Annotated in this window: 9 protein-coding genes; 2 read left to right on the forward strand and 7 right to left on the reverse strand. The window is 75.5% G+C overall.

The features are described from left to right. Positions 1–88 precede the first annotated feature (88 nt). Together MTQ10_RS07110 and MTQ10_RS07115 are read right to left on the reverse strand one after the other, a co-directional pair. A complete protein-coding gene (locus tag MTQ10_RS07110) occupies positions 89–1183 on the reverse strand; it encodes a DUF6215 domain-containing protein (RefSeq protein ID WP_247463394.1) in 1095 nt (364 codons plus the stop codon). 166 nt (positions 1184–1349) lie between these two features. Further along, positions 1350–2558, reverse strand: coding sequence for a DUF3103 family protein (locus MTQ10_RS07115; RefSeq protein WP_247463395.1), 1209 nt, complete (start codon positions 2556–2558; stop codon positions 1350–1352). 473 nt (positions 2559–3031) lie between these two features. Here MTQ10_RS07115 and MTQ10_RS07120 point away from each other — a divergent pair, with 473 nt between their 5' ends. After that, on the forward strand, positions 3032–3769 hold the full coding sequence (locus MTQ10_RS07120; RefSeq protein ID WP_247463397.1) for a flavodoxin family protein: 738 nt from the start codon (positions 3032–3034) through the stop codon (positions 3767–3769). Positions 3770–3959: 190 nt separating this feature from the next. Then, positions 3960–4190 carry a hypothetical protein gene (locus tag MTQ10_RS07125; protein ID WP_247463399.1) on the forward strand — a complete coding sequence of 77 codons (231 nt, stop codon included), beginning with the start codon at positions 3960–3962 and terminating at the stop codon, positions 4188–4190. Between the two features lie 108 nt (positions 4191–4298). Here MTQ10_RS07125 and MTQ10_RS07130 read toward each other — a convergent pair whose 3' ends face one another. The 5 genes from MTQ10_RS07130 to MTQ10_RS07150 form a co-directional block, all read right to left on the reverse strand. Beyond that, the gene (locus MTQ10_RS07130) at positions 4299–6173 is read right to left on the reverse strand and encodes a hypothetical protein (RefSeq protein WP_247463401.1); all 1875 of its coding nucleotides are present in this window, start codon (positions 6171–6173) and stop codon (positions 4299–4301) included. Then, a complete protein-coding gene (locus tag MTQ10_RS07135) occupies positions 6170–10081 on the reverse strand; it encodes a vWA domain-containing protein (RefSeq protein ID WP_247463403.1) in 3912 nt (1303 codons plus the stop codon). The genes MTQ10_RS07130 and MTQ10_RS07135 overlap by 4 nt, the downstream gene beginning before the upstream one ends. Before the next feature lie 4 nt (positions 10082–10085). After that, entirely contained in the window at positions 10086–11258 is a 1173-nt protein-coding gene (locus tag MTQ10_RS07140) for an ATP-binding protein (protein WP_247463406.1), read from the reverse strand. 119 nt (positions 11259–11377) lie between these two features. Next, a complete protein-coding gene (locus MTQ10_RS07145; RefSeq protein ID WP_247463408.1) occupies positions 11378–16417 on the reverse strand; it encodes a hypothetical protein in 5040 nt (1679 codons plus the stop codon). Next, entirely contained in the window at positions 16414–17268 is an 855-nt protein-coding gene (locus MTQ10_RS07150) for a DUF4132 domain-containing protein (protein ID WP_247463410.1), read from the reverse strand. The genes MTQ10_RS07145 and MTQ10_RS07150 overlap by 4 nt, the downstream gene beginning before the upstream one ends. Between the last annotated feature and the right edge of the window lie 168 nt (positions 17269–17436).

The following is a 17436-nucleotide window of genomic DNA, read 5'->3' on the forward strand; positions in this document are numbered from 1 at the left end:
GCCGGGGGGCAGCGGTCCTGCGGGCCGGCGGGGAGGTCCGGGGGCCGGTGTCGGGTCCGGGCGTGCAGGTGTCCCGCGTTCGTGCGGCTCAGTGGGCGGTGCGGTCCTCCAGCGCCGGGATGATCTTTTCCGCGATTCCGACAAGAACGCTGTCGTCCGGCAGGAGGCCCGAATCGCTCCATACGCTGATGTCGAAGTAGCCGCCGGAGTCCTTGCGGTCGAACGCCACGGTGAGGGTCCTGGCCATCGGACCCTGCTCGACCGGGCCGCCCGTGGCGCTGCCGCCGAGGTCGATGCGGTACTGCATGGTGCGGTCCGAGGACAGCACTGCCGGCCGCTGGTCGAGCACCTTCAGCCGTTCGACGTCCGTCTCGTCGCCGTAGTGCATGAGTTTCACGTACTGGTCGACCGTGAGGTGGTTGTACGTGGCCGTGATGTCGACGGTGTACGTGTCGAAGGAGACCTGGGCGCTCGGCTGGGGCACGCGTTCGCCGGTCAGCGGCGCGGTGCCGCTGGCGAAGGTCGTCCCGGTCACGACCTCGTCCGGTGTCCCGAGGAGCCGGGCCAGGTCGGGGGTGTCGAGCGCCTCGCACAGGTCGTACCCGGTCACCGCCCGGGGTGTCTGCCGGTACGCGTTCGAGCGGACCTCCTCGGTGGGCTCCCCGCAGCCGGCCGCCGGCGAGGCGGTGCCGGCGGTGGAGGGCAGCAGCTCGGGGCCGAGCCACAGGACGCCCGCGAGAACGGCGAACAGGCCCATGGCCGCTGCCGCCTGGCCCCAGGCGTTGGGCTCCTTCTCCGTGGGAGCGGACGCCTGGGGCTGTGCCGGGGTGGGCGAGACGGTGGGGGGCGTCACCTCGGTGACGGGTGTCGGTGCCGGTGCCGTGCCGGGTGCCCGTGTCGTGCCGGGTGCCGGTGCCGGTGTCGTGTCCGGTGTGTCCGCCTGGGTCGGCGTCCTGTCGGCGGCGGGCGCCTCGGCCGCTGCGCGGCGCAGGCGCAGGGCGTGGATCACCATGTGCACACGTACGGCGGTGAACACGAGGAAGACGGCGCCGATGGCTGCCAGGGGCCAGTCGCGGTCGCTGACGGCCATGCAGGTGATGCGCAGTCCGAGCACGGACCCGACCACGATCAGGAGCGGCTCGCGCACCCAGAAGGGCAGCAGCCGGACGAGGAAACCGAGCATCCGGTGATCACAACAGAGTCATGGGCATGCCGACAATGGCGGACGCTGTGATTCCGGGGCACGAAATGATCACGGCGGTCGGTGGCCCGGCTGCCCGGGCCCGCAGGTCAGGCGGGCCGGCCGAGGGTGAGCGGCCGGCCCGGGCGCGGTTGCTGGGGGACGTCGGTCAGAGTGCCGACACGTAGTACGGCTCCAGGGTCATCCAGCCGTTGCCGGCGGCGCCGTAGCGGGTGCCGTTGTCGCTGCGGGCCAGGGTGTACCAGGAGTCGACGTAGTCCGGGTCGTCGGTCCACCAGTCGTCCGGGACGGCGTCCAGGACGGCGTTCACCAGCGGGATGTAGGCGCCCTGGTCGGCGATGGTGAGCAGCACGGTGGCGATGGCCTTGGCGAGGTCGCGGTAGTTGGTACTGCCGTCCTCCTCCATCATCACGGCGTCGGCCAGGTCGTACTTGTAGGAGGACCAGTTGACCAGTATCTGGTTCGGGCGGTAGGTGACGCCCTCGCTGTCGAGGTACGGCATGTCGACCGGGTCGACGCGCACCTTGCCGTCCTGGCCGAAGCCGGTCACGAGGGTGTAGATCTCGGCGTCGCCCTTGATCCAGGGCTCCTTGTCGTCGGACAGTGCGACAGCGGTGATGCGGGTGGTCCAGAAGCCGCCGGTGGCCGCGAGGGTGCCGGTGCTCGCGGCGGCGTTTCCGCCGGCGGTCGCCTTGCCGTGGGCGGCAGGGGCTTCGCCCGTGGCGGCGTCCTGGGCGGTGGAGCGGACGCCGTAGCGCGCGAGTTCGCCGGACAGGACGTCCAGGCCGGCGGCGAGTGCCGTGGCGCTGTCGATGTCGACGACGTACACCGGGTGCTCCGGTGCCTTGCGGGCGTCGAGGGTGTGGGTGCGGCCCCGGCTGTCGTAGGCGGTGACCGTGTCGGCGCTCTCGTCCTGGGTGGCCGCGGCGACCCAGGGCGTGACCCCGTCGTCGAGCGCGGCGCGCATGGAGTCGTCGCCGAGCCTCAGCCGCAGCAGCGGCGCGACCTTGCCGTCCAGGCCTTTCGCGGTGGCGATGCGGCGGTCGGCGTCGGCCAGGGCGGTGCGGAGGCCGGGGCCGCCGGCGCGGGCGGCGAGGGCGGAGACGTCCACCTCGTCGGCGGCGAGCGTGGCGGCCCGGACGCGTGCGCGCCATGTGGAGTCGGTCAACGAGCCGGCTATCGCACGCGCCGCCTGGTCCTCCGCCGCCGTCACGGCGGACGCGGGGGACGACGGAGCGGGGGCGGCGGCTGTGGCCGCCGTGGCCGGCAGGGCGGTCAGCGTCTGGCCGACGCACAGGGCGACCAGGGCCGCGGTGGCGGTGCCGAGGCCGCGGCGGCGGGGGTGACGGGGTCTCACGAGGATCGGTCCTCCTGGGCGAGTGGTCGAAGTCGCACGGTCAGATGGAGCCTGCGCACGCATCTATGCGGGTAGACAGAGGCGCGCAGAACAAGAATGACGGTGACATGACAGTTGAACAAGAGGGGATCTGAAGCAGGTTGACGCCGTGTCAGGAAGCGGGGGGTGTCGCGTCGGCCCGGGTGAGGAGGGTCTCCCCCGGTCCCGGGTTCGTGGCCGCCGTCGGCGCGCCGGCCGTCATACCGCGGGCCGCACCGCGCCCGGCCGGGGCTTCCGTTCGGAGGCACCGCGATGGCGAGACCGACGGTGCAAGGTCACGCTGGAGGCGGAACTCGGGTACGCACCCCGTGTGCGCCGACGCCGGAGCGTCCCGAGCGCCCCGCACCCCTGCCCCGTACCGCCGGAGCTCCGCTTCCGTCTCGCCGCCGAGGCGCCCCGGACCCGCCGTGCGGCCCAGCCTCCGGGAGGAACTCGTGACCGCTTCCCCGCCCGACTCCGACACCCCGCCCGCCCGGTACGACGACCTGCGGGCCACGGTGATCAACTGCACGCTCAAACGTTCCCCCGAGATCAGCCACACTCAGGGGCTCATCGACCGCAGCACCGCCATCCTCACCGCCCAGGGCGTCCAGGTCGACGTCGTACGGGCCGTCGACCACGACATCGCCACCGGGGTGTGGCCCGACATGCGCGAGCACGGCTGGGAGAGCGACGAGTGGCCCGAGCTGTACCGGCGGGTGATGGCGGCGGACATCCTCGTGCTCGCCGGGCCCATCTGGCTGGGCGACAACAGCTCCGTGATGAAGCAGGTGATCGAACGCCTGTACGCCTGCTCCAGTCTGCTCAACGACGCCGGACAGTACGCCTACTACGGGCGGGTCGGAGGCTGTCTGATCACCGGCAACGAGGACGGCGTCAAGCACTGCGCCATGAACGTGCTCTACAGCCTCCAGCACCTCGGGTACACGATCCCGCCGCAGGCGGACGCCGGGTGGATCGGCGAGGCGGGGCCCGGGCCGTCGTATCTCGATCCCGGATCGGGCGGTCCGGAGAACGACTTCACCAATCGCAACACCACCTTCATGACATGGAACCTGCTGCATCTGGCGCGGGCGCTGAAGGACCTCGGGGGCATTCCGGCCTACGGCAACCAGCGCACCGCCTGGGACGCCGGCTGCCGTCACGACTTCGACAACCCCGAACACCGGTAGCGCCCGGTCCGCCGCGGCCCCGGTGAGGAACCGGCAGGCGGCGAGCGGGCGGTGTCGGCCGGCATGCGGGGCACGAACAGCACCCGCGTCCCCACGATCGACGTGCTCCCTCTCGGTACGCTGCCCGCCCCCGCGGGGCACGGCCACCGTGGACGCCGGGGGACGGCTCGTCGTCCGCACGCCCCGCCGGGTGGAGGTCCACGACGCCGAGGGCTTTCTCGCCGGGCGGACGCCGCTCGCCATCGTGTTCGGCGTCGTCGCTGTGCCGTTCCTGCCGGTCGTGCTCGGTGTGATCGGTCTTGTGCCGGCCATCGTCGCCAGGACGGTCCGCCATGAGGGGCTGTCCACCGTCGCCATCGTGGTCAGTGCCGTCGGCCTGGTGGCCGGCGTGATTCTCGGTGCGATCGCGGTCAGCATGTGAGCCACCGTCACCCTCGACACGAGTCGGCCCCGTTCGCCCCTTCGAGAGGGGTGTCCGGGGCCGCTTCGCGCGCCGGGTGACCGCGTCAGCGGGCAGGCACGGGCTGTGTCAGACGGGTACGGCCGCTTTCTCCCAGGCGTGGGCGCACAGCGCGGATTCGACCGTGTCCGTGTAGACGGCGGCGGCGAGCCAGGCTCGGGCGAAGCGGTCCGTGTCGGCCGGGAGCAGCCGGCCGAAGGCGTCGCGGGCGCGGACCGCCGCGGCGGCGTGCAGGGCGTCGAGGAGGTCGGCGGCCGTCGCGAGGCCCGCGGCGCGCAGTCGGGCGCCGTCTCCCCGGTCACCGCGGGCGAGCGACAGCACCCGGCGTCCCCCGGAGACGGCCTGCTGCACCCGGCGGCGCAGGAGATGCAGCGGCGCCTCCTCGAACACGCCGGCGGGGGCGGCGGGGTGCGGTACGGGACCGGGTGCGAGGCGCGGGAGGTCGGCGCGCTGGAGGCGGTCCAGGCCCAGGTTCACCCGGGCCGCCGCGTCGCCGGGGTGCTCGGCGGCGAGCAGGGCGGCCCGCGGGAGGGGTGCGGGCACGAGCCGGGCCACGACGCGCAGCCGGGTGCCGGGGACGGCCGCGAGCAGACGCAGGTTGTCCCGGAAGGGCAGCGCCGGGTCGTCGTGGGCGGTCGTGAGGCGGACGGGCACGCCCCCGCAGTCGGCGAGCAGGCAGTCGCCCGCCGCTTCCCGTACCGCGCCGATGAGGGTCACGTCCAGGAAGAGGAGGTCGTGCGTACCGTTCAGGGCGCGGCGGACCTGCTCGGCCACCGGTTCGGCCCACAGCCCGGCCGACGGCTCCTCGCGCCAGGCGGCGCCGGGGGCGCGTACCGCCCGTACCGTCCCGCCCGCGCCGAGTCGCCCTGTCGGGGAGACGGTGGCGCCGGACACGGCAAGGCCCGCGCGGGAGAGTTCCCCGTGGGTGAGGGCCGTGTCGCCCATGCGTACCGTGCGGCCGGCTGCGGACGCCGCCCGCGCGGCCCCGCCCGGCGCCACGTCCGCCACCGAGTACAGGCGGCCGTCGGTGTCGACGGTCCAGGTCACCGCACCCGCGTACCCGGTGGCGGTGAGGACGGGTTCGCTGAACAGGCCGTACAGCCGCAGGGACCCGTCAGGGCGGTAGGGGCGGCGGGCGCTGCCCCGCAGGCCGGCCAGTTCGGCGCCGGTGGCCCGCGGCAGACGGTGCGTGACGCCCAGGACGTCCGCCAGGGCGCCGGTGAGATCGGCCAGGCGGTACCCGGCGTCGCCGGTGCGGGCGGCCCGTACGCCGTTCACGACCGACACGGCCGCGGCGGACGCGCGCGGCAGTCCGGCGAGGCGCGCGGAGTGCGCGGCGCGCAGCAGCTCGGCCTGGAGCACGGCACCGGCGCCGTCCGTGCCCGCTACGAGGACGGCGGCTGTCGCGTCGAACACCGCGCGGGCCGCGTCCATGTGGCCGGTGGTGGGGGCGTCGTGGTCGTCGGCCTCCCCGGGTGGTGCGGGGGGCGAGGGAGCGGGGCGGTCGGCCGCAGCGGGCTGACGGTCCGTGGGTTGGCGGTCGAAAGCCGCCTCGGTTCGGCTCTGTTCCGGCCGGGTTCCCTCGTCCTCGCGGGCCGTCCGGCCGTCCGGGGCATCCGCGTCGTACGGATCGTCCGCGTCGTCCGCCGCCGTGTCGTCGGCGATCGGGGCGGCGGAGGCGACCACCGCACGGTGCAGGCAGTCGGGGGCGAGCAGGCATCCGCAGCGGATCGCCGTCGCGCTGGTGACCGTGCCGCCCGGTGCCTCGAGGACGATGTCGGTGTCGTCGTCGAGGGCGATGCGGACGGCGTCGCCCTCGCGCACGGCCGGGCGGGCCCGGAGCTTGGCGACGCCCGCGTCGAGCCGTTTGCGCAGGCGGGGCGAGAGTGCCGCCACGAGTTCGGCGGTGACGGCGGGGGCGACGGAGGGCAGGTCCGTTGTCATGCGATCTTCTCCCCTGCCCAGCGGGCGAGTTCGAGCGGGCTGAGGGCGGCGACGGGCATGCCCGCGGCGACGAGCTGCGCGGCGACCCCGGTCGAGTAGCGGGGGCGGCCCGCGTCGTCGAGGCTCGCGCAGCCCAGGACGTGGCAGCCGGCGCCGACCAGTGCGCGGACCTCGGCGAGCAGCCCGCCGAGCGGGTAGCCCTCCTCGAAGTCGCTGACCACGACGACGAGCGTCCGGGACGGCACGGTGACCAGTTCCCGCGCGTGCCGCAGCCCGGCCGCGATGTGCGTGCCGCCGCCCACGCTGACCTCCAGCAGCAGCGACAGCGGGTCCTGCACATGCCCGGTGAGGTCGATGACCTCGGTGGAGAACGCGAGGAAGTGCGTGGCGAGCGTGGGCACTCCGGCCAGCACGGACGCGGTCAGCGCCGCCCACACGGTGGACGCCTCCATGGAGCCCGACACGTCCGTCACCAGGATCAGCCGCCAGTCGGCGGCACGGCGCGCCCGTGTGCGGAACACCGGCCGCTCGGGGATCACTCGCACCGTGCCGTCGGGGGCGCGGCGTGCCGTGGCAAGGTTGGCGCGCAGGGTGCGGGGCAGGTCGAGGCCGCCGCCGGGTCGGCGGCTGGGCCGCGGCAGGCTGACGCCGTGCAGGGCCGGGCGCAGTCGGGTGGCCAGTTCCCGGGTCAGCGCATCGACCAGGCTGCGTACGAGCGGGCGCAGCGCGGCCAGTCGCGCCTCGGGCAGCCCGCCCGCGTGGCGCAGCACGGTCCGCAGCAGTTCGACCGAGGGGCGGGCGCTGTCCGCGTCGAGTTCGGTGAGGACGTCCGTGCGGCCGGCGGAGGCGGCGGCTGCCAGCACCTCCTCGCGGATGCCGGGCCCGAACAGCGCGGCCAGCTCCCGCGACCACTCCCGGGCGCTCGGATACGGCGCCTTGCGACCGCCGCCGGTGCCCGGCCCGCGCAGATCCCCTCGGCTGCCCTCGCCACGGCCGTTTCCGTACAGCTCGTCGAGGGCGGTCGCCAGCCGGGCCGCGCCGGACGGCAGCCGGTCCGGGTCCCGGCCGAGCAGCAGACGCCAGCGGTCGACGGGGCCGAGCCAGGGGGTGTCCGCGGTGTCAGGGGCGCCCGTGCCGGTGGCGCCGGGCGGCGGGCCGTCCGCGCCGGTGCCGGCGGTTCTCGGGGCGCTGCCCGTTCCGGCTCCTGGTGTGTCGTGCGGGGGCGGGACACTGCCCGGCCCACTCCCCGGCGCGGCGCACGGCCTCGGGGCGCTGTCCGTCCCGGCCGCCGGCGCCGCGTACGAGGTCGAGGCTCTGTCCGTCTCGGTCCCCGGCGCCTCGTAGGGGCTCGGGGCGCTGCCCGTCCCGGCCGCCGGCGCCGCGTACGAGGTCGAGGCTCTGTCCGTCTCGGTCCCCGGCGCCTCGTAGGGGCTCGGGGCGCTGTCCGTCCCGGCGCCCGGCGTGTCGTACGGGGTGACGGCGGCGGGAGCGGCCCGGCCGGTCGTGGGGGCGGGCAGCAGGTCCCACAGTCGTAGATGCTCCCGGGCGTCGAAGTCGGCGCGGGTCCAGGCGGCGAGGGCCGCCGGGGAGATGCCGTCCGGGCCGGTGACGTGTGTCGTGCCGAGGCGTTCCTCGACGGTGGCGAGGAGCCGGTCTCGGGCCGCCGGGCTCAGCGTGTCGAAGCCGGCGCGCAGGGCGGGGAGCCGGTCGAGGAACGCCCGGTCCGGCAGGGTCGTCACCCGGTCGAGGAGCGGTCCGAGAGCGGCCGGTGCCGTCTCCAGCAGCGGGCCCGCCGCCGTGAGCAGGCCGGTGAGGCGGGCCGTGAGCGCGGTGCGAGTGCCGGGGTCGGTGGCGCCGTCCACCCAGGACGCGGCGCGGTCCCCGAGGACGTGTGCGTCCTCGTGTCCGAGCAGGACGCGTACGGCGCCTGCCGCGCCGCGCATCAGCGGCGTGCCGTCGGCGGCGAGCCGGGCGAGGGCGTCGGCGAGGCGGATCCCGCCCGAGTCGTCGGCGCGGTGGGCGAGTTCGAGGAGGGCCCGCGCGTCGGCGGGGTCCTCGGATCCGGTCAGTCCGTCCATCTGGCGTACGGCGGCGACGGTGAGCAGCTCCGCGGCGGCCGTGGCGCGTGCCGGGCGGTCGGCTGTTGCGGCGAGGCCGGGGATGTGCCCGGCGCCCAGCCGGTCCAGCAGGGCCAGGCCGGTGAGGAGTTCGGGGAGCGTCCCGGTCCGCGGAAGGATCTCGGCGGCCTCGTCGAGACGCTCGTCGGCGAGCTGCGCCAGGCCGCACTCGGCGGCCTGCGCAAGCCCGGCGAGGGTCTGCGCCGCGGTCGGGCCGCCCTCGTCGTGCTCGGCCCGCCGGCGTTCGCGCAGGGTGCCCTCGGCGGCCTGGGCGAGGGTCACCCCGCGTACGCCGGCCGTGGTGAGCATGGCGGCCGTGGCCGGGGTCCAGCGGACCTCCCAACGGGAGGTGAGGGCGTCGGCGCCGCCCGTACCGGTGACGTCGCGGGGTTCGCCGTACGGCACTCCGCACACGGTCATGCGGCGCAGCAGCAGTTCGCGGCGCCGGTCCAGGTCGGAGCGGAGCGGGTCGAGCCGCAGGTCCCTGGCGGTGCCCCGGCCGTCGGTGTCGTGCGGTCCGGGCAGGCGCAGCGCGGCCACCTCGGCCTCGACCGCGGGTGCCAGGCCGCTGCGCGGCGCGCCGGGTGCGGGGCGGCCCTGACGTGTGCCGACGAGGACGCGTTCCATCGCGCGGGCGACGGCGCGTCCCCTGCCGTGGGGCTCGCCCTGTGCGAGGACGGTCTGCACGGCTTCGACGAGTTCGCCGCGGCCGGCGGCGGGCAGGCCGCGCAGCCGTGCGAGGTCGGAGGCGATCCTGCTGATCTCGCGTGCGTCGGCGGGGCCGGAGGGGTGACCGATGTCCCGCAGCGCGGCGCAGATCCGTACCGCCGTCCGGGTCAGTGCCTCCTCCAGCCGCGCGGGGTCGCCGGCCGTGCGCAGGACCGCTTCCTGCCACTGCGGGTCCCGGATGCCGGCCGGGTAGCCGGATCGTTCGTCGAGCAGGGTGTACGTGTAGGGGATCAGGGACGTCGTCCAGCGGGCGCCCGCTGTGCCGTGCGCGGCGGACAGTGCGGACAGTTCCGTCCCGTCGGCCGGCCGGTCCTGCCCGTCCGGGGGGTGCGGCAGGAGGGCCGGGGCGTGGAACGCGCCGACGACCGCGGCGGTCCGCTCGCCCCGCGCGCGTGCCTCCGCCAGGCGGGCCCGCATCCACTGTTCGCGCCGCAGGTCGAGGGCGGGGACGCCGCCGGCGGCGACGGCGTCGGTGCGCAGCGCCCACCCGGTGAGCAGCGCGGCCCGGCGCAGTGCCTCGGGCGGGGAGCCGGGGGCGGTCGCCTCGACGAGCCGGTCCCACAGGTCGTCGCCGGGTCGGCCGGTCAGACGGCCGCGCAGGGCGGTGGTGAGGGTCGGTGCGGCGGGCCGGGCGGCGGCCGTGCGGCCTTCTCGCCAGGCGGGGTCGGCGAGCGGCAGGTCGCAGGCGACCACCGGGACGGCGTTGCGCAACGCCCAGCGCACGGCGGCCAGTTCGGGGCTGAAGTCGGCGAACGGGTAGAACGCGGGCCCCTGCCCGTCTGGTCCGTGGGCCGGTGCGGCGGCGAGGGCCACCGGCGCCCGGGTCTCCTCGTGGCCCAGCCAGGGCAGCCACTCCTGCATCTCGGCGGGCAGCTCGACGAGAAGCACGTCCGGTCGCGCCCCGTCCAGCAGTGCGGGCACGGCGGCGGCCAGTGAGGGCGCGTGATGCCGTACGCCGATGAGGTACGGCGCGTCCGGGCCGGTGAGCGCGGCGAGCGCCTCGTCGGGCGTGGGGGCGACCGCGCCGAGGTCGGCGGAGGCCGCCTCCGCATGCTGCGTCACGTGTTCAGCCCTCCAGGACCGTGCGCAGGTCCCACAGGGTGCGCCAGGTGGCTGAGCCCTGTTCGGCGCGGCGTCGCACGGGTCCGTCCCAGTAGCCGCGCAGCCGGGCCGCGTCGGCCGGGTCGTCCTTGCGGACGACGCCCAGGAGGTGGCCGGGCAGCAGGCCGAGGACGTCCCGGTCGCCGGGGAAGTAGGCCGCGGCGAGGGCGAGCGACCCGGCGACGGACACCGCTTCCGCCGTGCTCATCACCGTGGACGGCCGTTCCACCTCCCAGCCTTCCGCGGAGCGCCCCTCGCGCAGGTCCCGGAAGGCGGTGACGAGGGCTTCGAGGACGGCGTCGTCGACCTGGAAGGGTGCCCCGGCCCGCTCGACGGCGGCGCGGGCCTGGCCGCGGACCAGTTCCGTCTCCGCGTCCAGGTCTGCGATGGGGCCGACGGTCTCGAAGTTGAAGCGGCGTTTGAGCGCGGCGGACATCTCGGAGACGCCCTTGTCCCGGAGGTTTGCGGTGGCGATGAGGTTGAAGCCGGGAGCGGCGTGCGCCAGGCCGTCCTCGGTGCCGGCGAGTTCGGGTACGGCGATGCGCCGCTCGGACAGCAGCGACACCAGCGCGTCCTGCACCTCGGGCAGGCAGCGGGTGATCTCCTCGACGCGGGCGATCGCGCCCCGGGACATCGCGGTGAGGACGGGTGAGGGGACGAGCGCCTGACGGCTGGGGCCCTGGGCGAGCAGCAGGGCGTAGTTCCAGCCGTACTTCAGCTGGTCCTCGGTGGTGCCGGCGGTGCCCTGGACGACGAGGGAGCTGGTGCCGCACACGGCGGCGGACAGCAGTTCCGACAGCATCGACTTGGCGGTGCCGGGTTCGCCGACGAGGAGCAGGCCGCGTTCCCCGGCGAGGGTGACCACGCACCGCTCCACGAGTGCGCGGTCGCCCACGAACTTGCCCTCGATCACCATGCGCCTCGGCACCCCGTCGGGTGCCTGCGCACCGTCGGGCAGTGTCAGCGCGTGGCCGTCGCTGCCCATGACGAAGGTGACGACCGCCCGGGGGGTGAGCCGCCAGGCGGGCGGGCGCGGCCCGTCGTCGTGGGCGGCGAGGAAGGCCAGTTCGGCGGCGTGGCGGTCCTCGGGCGGGACGATCTGCCGGGCGGGTGCGGGCGTGGGCGTGGTGGTGGTCATCGGTGCGGGGTCTTCCGGGCTGGTGCGGGCGGTGGTCTTCGACGGGGTCGGACGCGGGGCCGGTGCGCCGCCGGACGGACCGGGCGGACCGGGCGGCTGCCGGGTGGTACGGGTGCCGGTCACCGGCGGCGGCCCTTCCGGGTGGCGCGCGTCGTGAGCTCCTCGTAGGCCGGGGCATCGCCGTCGCGGACGCGCTGCCAGGCGTGCGCGAAGAGGTCGGGTAGCGGCCGGAGGGGTGTGGTGGGGCCGCCCCCGTCGACGGGGTAGAGGGCCTGCTTCCACGTCTCCAGGGGCAGCGCGGGGGCCTTCAGGTCGAGCCAGCCGCCCGGCAGGAACAGGGTGCGTCCGGCGCGGGCCCGCTTGGCCTCGACGACGAGGTCGGTCGCCGCCAGTTCGGTCCGGGCCTTCTTCAGGCGGGCCGGCTTCCAGCCGGTCCAGCGGGCGCGGTCGCGGTCGGTGGGGTCGGGCAGGGCCAGCAGCTGGAGGTAGAGCGCGGCGGCGTCCTCGCTCAGCCCGTGTGTCCGGGCGACCTCGGCGACCAGGGCGGGCGCGCTGGTCTGCGGGTTCTGCGGGTGTCCGGTGGCCTCGGCCGGGTCGGTGCCGGCGGCGAGCGTCGCGGCGAAGTCGTCGCTCAGCAGGGTCCGCAGGGCGTGCAGCGAGCCGTGACGGGGGCCGACGAGTCCTTCGAGCAGGTCGAGGACGGGATCGTCGGCGCCGGTGAGTCCGGCCGGGCGGACCCGGACGTCGTCCCGATCGCCCTGGATGTGCAGCACCAGCGCCTCGGTCGGGCGGACCAGGCCGTCCGCGTCGGGTGCGGGCAGTCCGTAGGCCTCGTTGAGGGCGGTCGCCGTACGGCCGCCGCTCTGCGTCCAGCTCACGTTCAGGTCGAGGAGGAGCCCGGGGTCGGCGAGGCGGCTGCGCAGCGCGGTCAGGCTGCCGGGCAGGGCGGCGCGCAGCGGGTGGCCGTACGGCAGGAGGTAGGCGAGCCGGGCGAGGGCAATCACGGAGCCCTCCAGGTCGTACCGGGAGGGCACCGCCCTGGGGTCGTCGGGGGTCAGGCGGCCGTCCTTGTCGAGGCGTTGCACGGTGGTGCGGCTCGTCCACGGTGTGCGGTGCGGGTTGAGGACAGCCGTGGCGTGCGGGAGGTACCGGCCGGCTGTGCGGAGTTCCGCGGCGATGTTCTCCGGCAGGTGGATCGTGCCGGCGGTCCGCTCGGCCCATACGCGTCCCGCGGCGGCGGTGTCCGGTCCGGACGTCCACAGGTCGGCGGGGGTGTCGGGCAGCAGTGCGCCGAGGAGGGCGAGGGCGGTGCCGTCGGGGAGGCAGTGCAGCAGTTCGTCGCCCAGTTCGGCCTGGCGGCGCTTCAGTCCGGTGGTGGCGGCGGCCTCGTCGGTGAGGCCGTCCGGCTTCCCGGCGAGCAGCAGGGCCGCCTGGACGGGGCCGAGGGCGTCGCCGGTGGCGGCGGTGAGGGCGGCCGGTGCGTCCGGCTGCCAGGGGGCCGGGCCCTTGGCGCGGACGAGTGCGGTCACCTCGGCCAGTTTCTCGGCGGGGAACACGGCGGGGAGCGGCGTCTCGCGTTCCAGTGCGAAATGCGCGATCGCGCCGAACTCGCCGGACGGGTCGTGGTCGAGGGCCAGCCATTCCACGCGTCCGCGGCGGCTGTCGATGCTCTGGCAGCCGAGGACGACGACGGTGCGCCCGTCGCGGCGCAGCACCTGTCCGACCCGCTTGTGGTCCTCGTGCGGCTCGCCGAGGACGATCTCGCGCAGCGCTCCCCCTGGTGCGGTCAGGGGGCCGTCGGCGACGGCTTCGAGCAGCAGGAGGAGGGCCTGCCGGTGGTGGTCCGGCAGGGCCGGGGAGGCGGCGCGGTAGGCGAGGGGGCGCAGGACCTCCAGCAGGCGCGGCCAGAGCGGGCCGATGCCGGGCACGGTGGTCTCGTCGCAACGCCATCCGTCGGCCCGCCCGGTGGTGCGGAGGTCCGCGTGCAGGGGTGTGCCGTCGGCGGGACGGCCGGACAGCACGTGGTTGACGGCGCGGATCTGACGCAGGGTGTCCCAGTTGCCGTCGCGGCTCCATCCCCGCAGTCCCGCGATGCCGGCGGTGGCCTCCCGCAGGGTCTGGTCGTCGCCGTTCTCGGGGCGGTAGTCGGCGAACATGCCCTCGGTGCGGGTGCGTTCGCCGCTGGTGCGGGGCGCCGGCGGGTTCAGGAAGGCGCCGACGGACTCGCCGAGGCGCAGCACGGCGCGGACGATCGCGGTGACGCCGGTGAGGAGCTGCGTGTCGGTGAGCGCGGGCAGTGCCGCGGACACGGCGGGGCGGAGCGCGTCCTCGGCGCTCGGGACGGTCGCCTCGGCCCGGGCGAGGGAGCCGGGCCTGCCGTCCGTGGAGCGGCGCGCGGCCTCGAGTTGCTCGTCCCGCTCCCGCAGGGCTTCCAGGGCTGCCCACAGCAGGGCGTCGGCCTGGTCGTCGGTGACTTTCCGCAGTGCCTCGGAGGCGGCCTCGTCGCGGGGGCGCAGCGCGTGCCAGAAGTCGGCGGGCGGGACGAGCGGGGTGCCGGCCGCGAACTCGCCGCCGCTCAGCAGCGCGGTCACCGCGCCCAGTTCGGTGATGCCGCCGGTGTCGTCCCGGGCGCACAGGACGAGCTGCCGGTGCCGGGTGAGGACGACGGGTGCGGCCCCGCCGGGCAGGCGGAGCGCGCCGAGCGGGACGCCGTGGGTGCCCGCGCGGGCGGGGACGGTGACGGTGCGGCCGTCGGGGGTGCCGACGGTGGTGGTGGGCGCCGCGCTGTCGTGGTCGGTGCGCACCCAGCGGCCCAGGACGGTGCCGTCGGTGCCGAACGGGCTGTTCTCCAGGCCGGGTTGCAGGGGCAGTACGGAGCAACGCTGCTGGAGCAGGGTGGAGCCGTCGCGGATGCCGGTGGTGAGGAACGCCGGGAGGGAGGCGCGGCCGTGGGTGCCGGTGGCGGGGTCGTACTCCAGCCACACATGGTGGCGGCCCTGCCGGCCCTGACGCCAGTAGGTGGTGCCGTCGCCGAGGACGGGCCGCGAGGGCGGCAGGTCGGTGTCGCCGGCGTGCAGCGCGCGCCCGCCGGTGGCGCGTCCGCCGCCGGGCAGCGGCAGGGAGGTGTCGCCGGCGTCGCCCTGCCCGTACCAGCGCGGCGGGTGTTCGCCGCCGACGGTGAACACCTCCGAGGGGCGGGAGGTCCAGTAGCCGCGCTGTTTGCCGTTGTGCCACCACGTCACGAGCAGTTCGCCGTCGGTGTAGCGGAACGAGGGGCGCTGCCAGTGGTCGAGGTCCGGCGGGAGCCGCAGGTCGTGTTCGAGGAGGATGCCGTCCGGTCCGACGACGAGGGCCTTGTGTCCGCGGGAGAGGACGAGGGCGGGCCAGGCCTCCTGGGCGGCGACGGAGGCAAGGTGGCGGGGTCCCTTGCCGCCGCTGGTCTCGGCCTCCAGGCGTCGTACCGCCTCGTCGAGGGCGGGCCAGCCGAGTTCGTCGAGGACGCCGGCGCGCAGGGTGCGGCCGAGGAGCGCTTCCAGGCGCAGCTCGGCGGCCTGTGCCACGGCGCGCGGGCCGACCCGGGCGGCCACGGCGGCGAAGGGGCGCAGCCGGTCCAGTGCCGATCGGGCGGCGGGCAGGCCGGCGGCGCGGACGAGGTCGTCGGCGGCGTCCTCCAGCCATGCGCGCAGCACGTCGGAGAGGACCGGATGGTCGGCGATCCGCTCGGTCAGCGCCCGGTCGGGCCGGTGGGAGTGGAGGCCGCCGACGGCGCGGTGCAGCATGGGGCGGCAGCGGGCGTCGGAGGCGACGGCCGTCAGGTCCCGTCGGCCCGGCCGGGTGTCGGTGAGCCACTGGGGGACGGCGAGGTCCACGCGTTCTCCGCTGTCGGGCAGGGTGAGCGGCACGCCTTCGGCGAGGCACAGGTCGAGCAGGTCGAGATCGGCTCCGGCGTGCCGGCGGCCGGTGAACAGGTCGACGGGCCGGCCCCGCTCGCGCAGGTGCGCGGTCATACGGGTGACGAGGGCGAGGGTGGCCGGGGAGCGGCGGCTGGTGGACGCGCCGTGCTTGCGGTGCAGTGCCCAGCGGCTGAGCCAGTCGGCCGGGTCGATGCCGCTGTCGGGGGTCTCCCCGGTCAGCAGGCGGTCGGCGCCGGTGTCGCTCAGCAGAGTCAGCCAGAACTCGTCGTCGTCGGTGGAACGGCCCAGGCCGGCGGGCATGATCTCCAGCAGCCGGGCGCGCACGGCGGGCTGCTCGTGGGTGAGGGCGACGAGGGCGGGCCGGTAGTGGTTCCAGAAGGAGGCGGGGGCCCGTACGGCGGCCGGGGAGGCGAGCAGTTCCGCGACGAGGGCGCACTCCTCGGTCTGCCGGTCGAGTCCGGCCGCCTTGATCAGGGCGCGGGCGTCCTGCGGCAGTGCGGCGTAGGGCGGCATGCCGGCGGCGCAGCGTTCCACGACGAGCTGCCGGTACTGCGCCCAGGCCTCGGCGGGGCTGAGCCGTGCCGACAGGTCCCGTACGTGCTGCTTGAGCGCTTTGACGGTGAGGGCGCCGGCGAAGGCGAACTCCAGGAAGACGGCCCGGTGCCGTTCCTCGTCCACGGTGAGGGCGTGGACGCGTTCGGCCTCGCGTGCCTTGCCGAAGAAGACGGCGGCGTAGGTGGTGTTGTCGTGCTGGAGGAAGACGCGGGCGGCCTGCTCGTAGAAGGTGGGCAGGAAGTGCGGTACGGCGCGGCCGAGGCGTCCGCCGAGTTCCTCGAAGCCTTCCTTGGCGGTGCCGGGGCGGGACTTTGCCTGCCGGGCGAGCCGTTCGACGTCCTTGACGAGAGCGAGGGCGTGGTGGCCGTTGGCGGGGTCGTTGACGAGGGCCCAGGCGGGGAAGCCGAGGGTCTCGCGGCGTACCTGGCCCGCTTCGTGGACGTCGGGTGCGCGCACCAGTCCGAGGAAGTCGAGGGCGAGGTCCTCGGCCTCGCCGAGGGTGCGGGGCACGAGCCGTACGACGGGGCGGTCGTCGAGGGCGGGGTGGGTGTAGGTGCGGACGGTGAGGGTGTCGGCGTCCTGCCGGTCGGTGGTGCCCGGGGGCAGGACGGCGCCGGCGTCGAGGAGCGCGGCGACGGCGGCCGGGTTCTCGTGCAGGGCGGTGGTGTCGCCGGTGGGGTGGGTGGTCATGCTGCCTGCTCCTCGTCCTCGATGTCGCGTCCCGCGTACAGGGCCGCGGCCATGCGCATGCCCTCCGACCAGGCGACCGGGCCGATCCGAGCGAGTTTCAGGGTGCGGCCGGAGGCGTCGGTGAAGTGGAGCGGGCCGGTCTCGGTCTCCTCGTAGCCGTCGTGGTCGCCGACCCATACGCGGGCCTCGACGGTGCGGCCGTCCTCCAGCAGGGGGCACACGGCGTGGCCGCCGCGGACCCGGTAGCCGAGCTGGGCGGCCCGGCCGTGCAGGAAGCGGAGTTCCTTGAACCGGCCGCCGGCGTGGTCCTCCACGCAGTCGGCGTCGGCGTCGAGGGCCGCCGGTCTGTGCCAGACCTCGCGGAAGAGCTGCCCGGCGCGCTGTCCGATGCCGAGTTCGACGGCGAACTCCCGTAGTTCTTCGAGGTCGTCGAGGAGCACGGGGTGGGGCAGGCGGACGACGGCGGGGCGGATACGGACGGTGTCGCCGTCGAGGTCGACGAGGCCGAGGCCGCGCTCGGGGTCGGCGTCCCGCAGGAATCCGGCGACGTCGCCGTCCTCGCCGGTGACGACGAGGTCGCCCAGCGCGGACTGCCAGGCGGGGTCGGGCCAGACGTGGGCGAGAGCGTCGAACGGCACGGGCAGGGAGCGGACCATCCAGCGTTCGACGGCGTCCAGGCACTGCCGTTCGTGCCGCTCCAGCCATTCGGCGAGCTGCCGCAGTCCGACGACCGCGGGATCGTCGGCGATCTTCGGCGGTACGGACTTCAGCCGCCGTCCTGCCGCGTTGCGGCACACCACCTTGCCGCTGTCGAGGGTGACTTCGTAGTCACCCGCCGGCACCCACCCCATGCGTCCCTCCCGCACCTTCGGTGATCAAGTGACGGGAACTGTAGAGCAGGCCACTGACATCGGGTCCCGGGCGCGGTGCGGGCACCGTTCATCGGCACGTCGGTGGGCCCGAAAGGCGAGCGTCGGGTCCCGGGCGCGGTGCGGGCACGGTTCCGGCGGACGCGGAGC

Source organism: Streptomyces sp. XM83C, assembly GCF_023072675.1.
In the GTDB taxonomy this organism is placed as follows: domain Bacteria; phylum Actinomycetota; class Actinomycetes; order Streptomycetales; family Streptomycetaceae; genus Streptomyces; species Streptomyces thermocoprophilus.

Coding starts and splice junctions, on each gene's coding strand:
- MTQ10_RS07110 (WP_247463394.1), bottom strand. CDS start 1,183: ATGCTCGGTTTCCTCGTCCGGCTGCTGCCCTTCTGGGTGCGCGAGCCG.
- MTQ10_RS07130 (WP_247463401.1), bottom strand. CDS start 6,173: ATGACAACGGACCTGCCCTCCGTCGCCCCCGCCGTCACCGCCGAACTC.
- MTQ10_RS07140 (WP_247463406.1), bottom strand. CDS start 11,258: ATGACCACCACCACGCCCACGCCCGCACCCGCCCGGCAGATCGTCCCG.
- MTQ10_RS07145 (WP_247463408.1), bottom strand. CDS start 16,417: ATGACCACCCACCCCACCGGCGACACCACCGCCCTGCACGAGAACCCG.
- MTQ10_RS07150 (WP_247463410.1), bottom strand. CDS start 17,268: ATGGGGTGGGTGCCGGCGGGTGACTACGAAGTCACCCTCGACAGCGGC.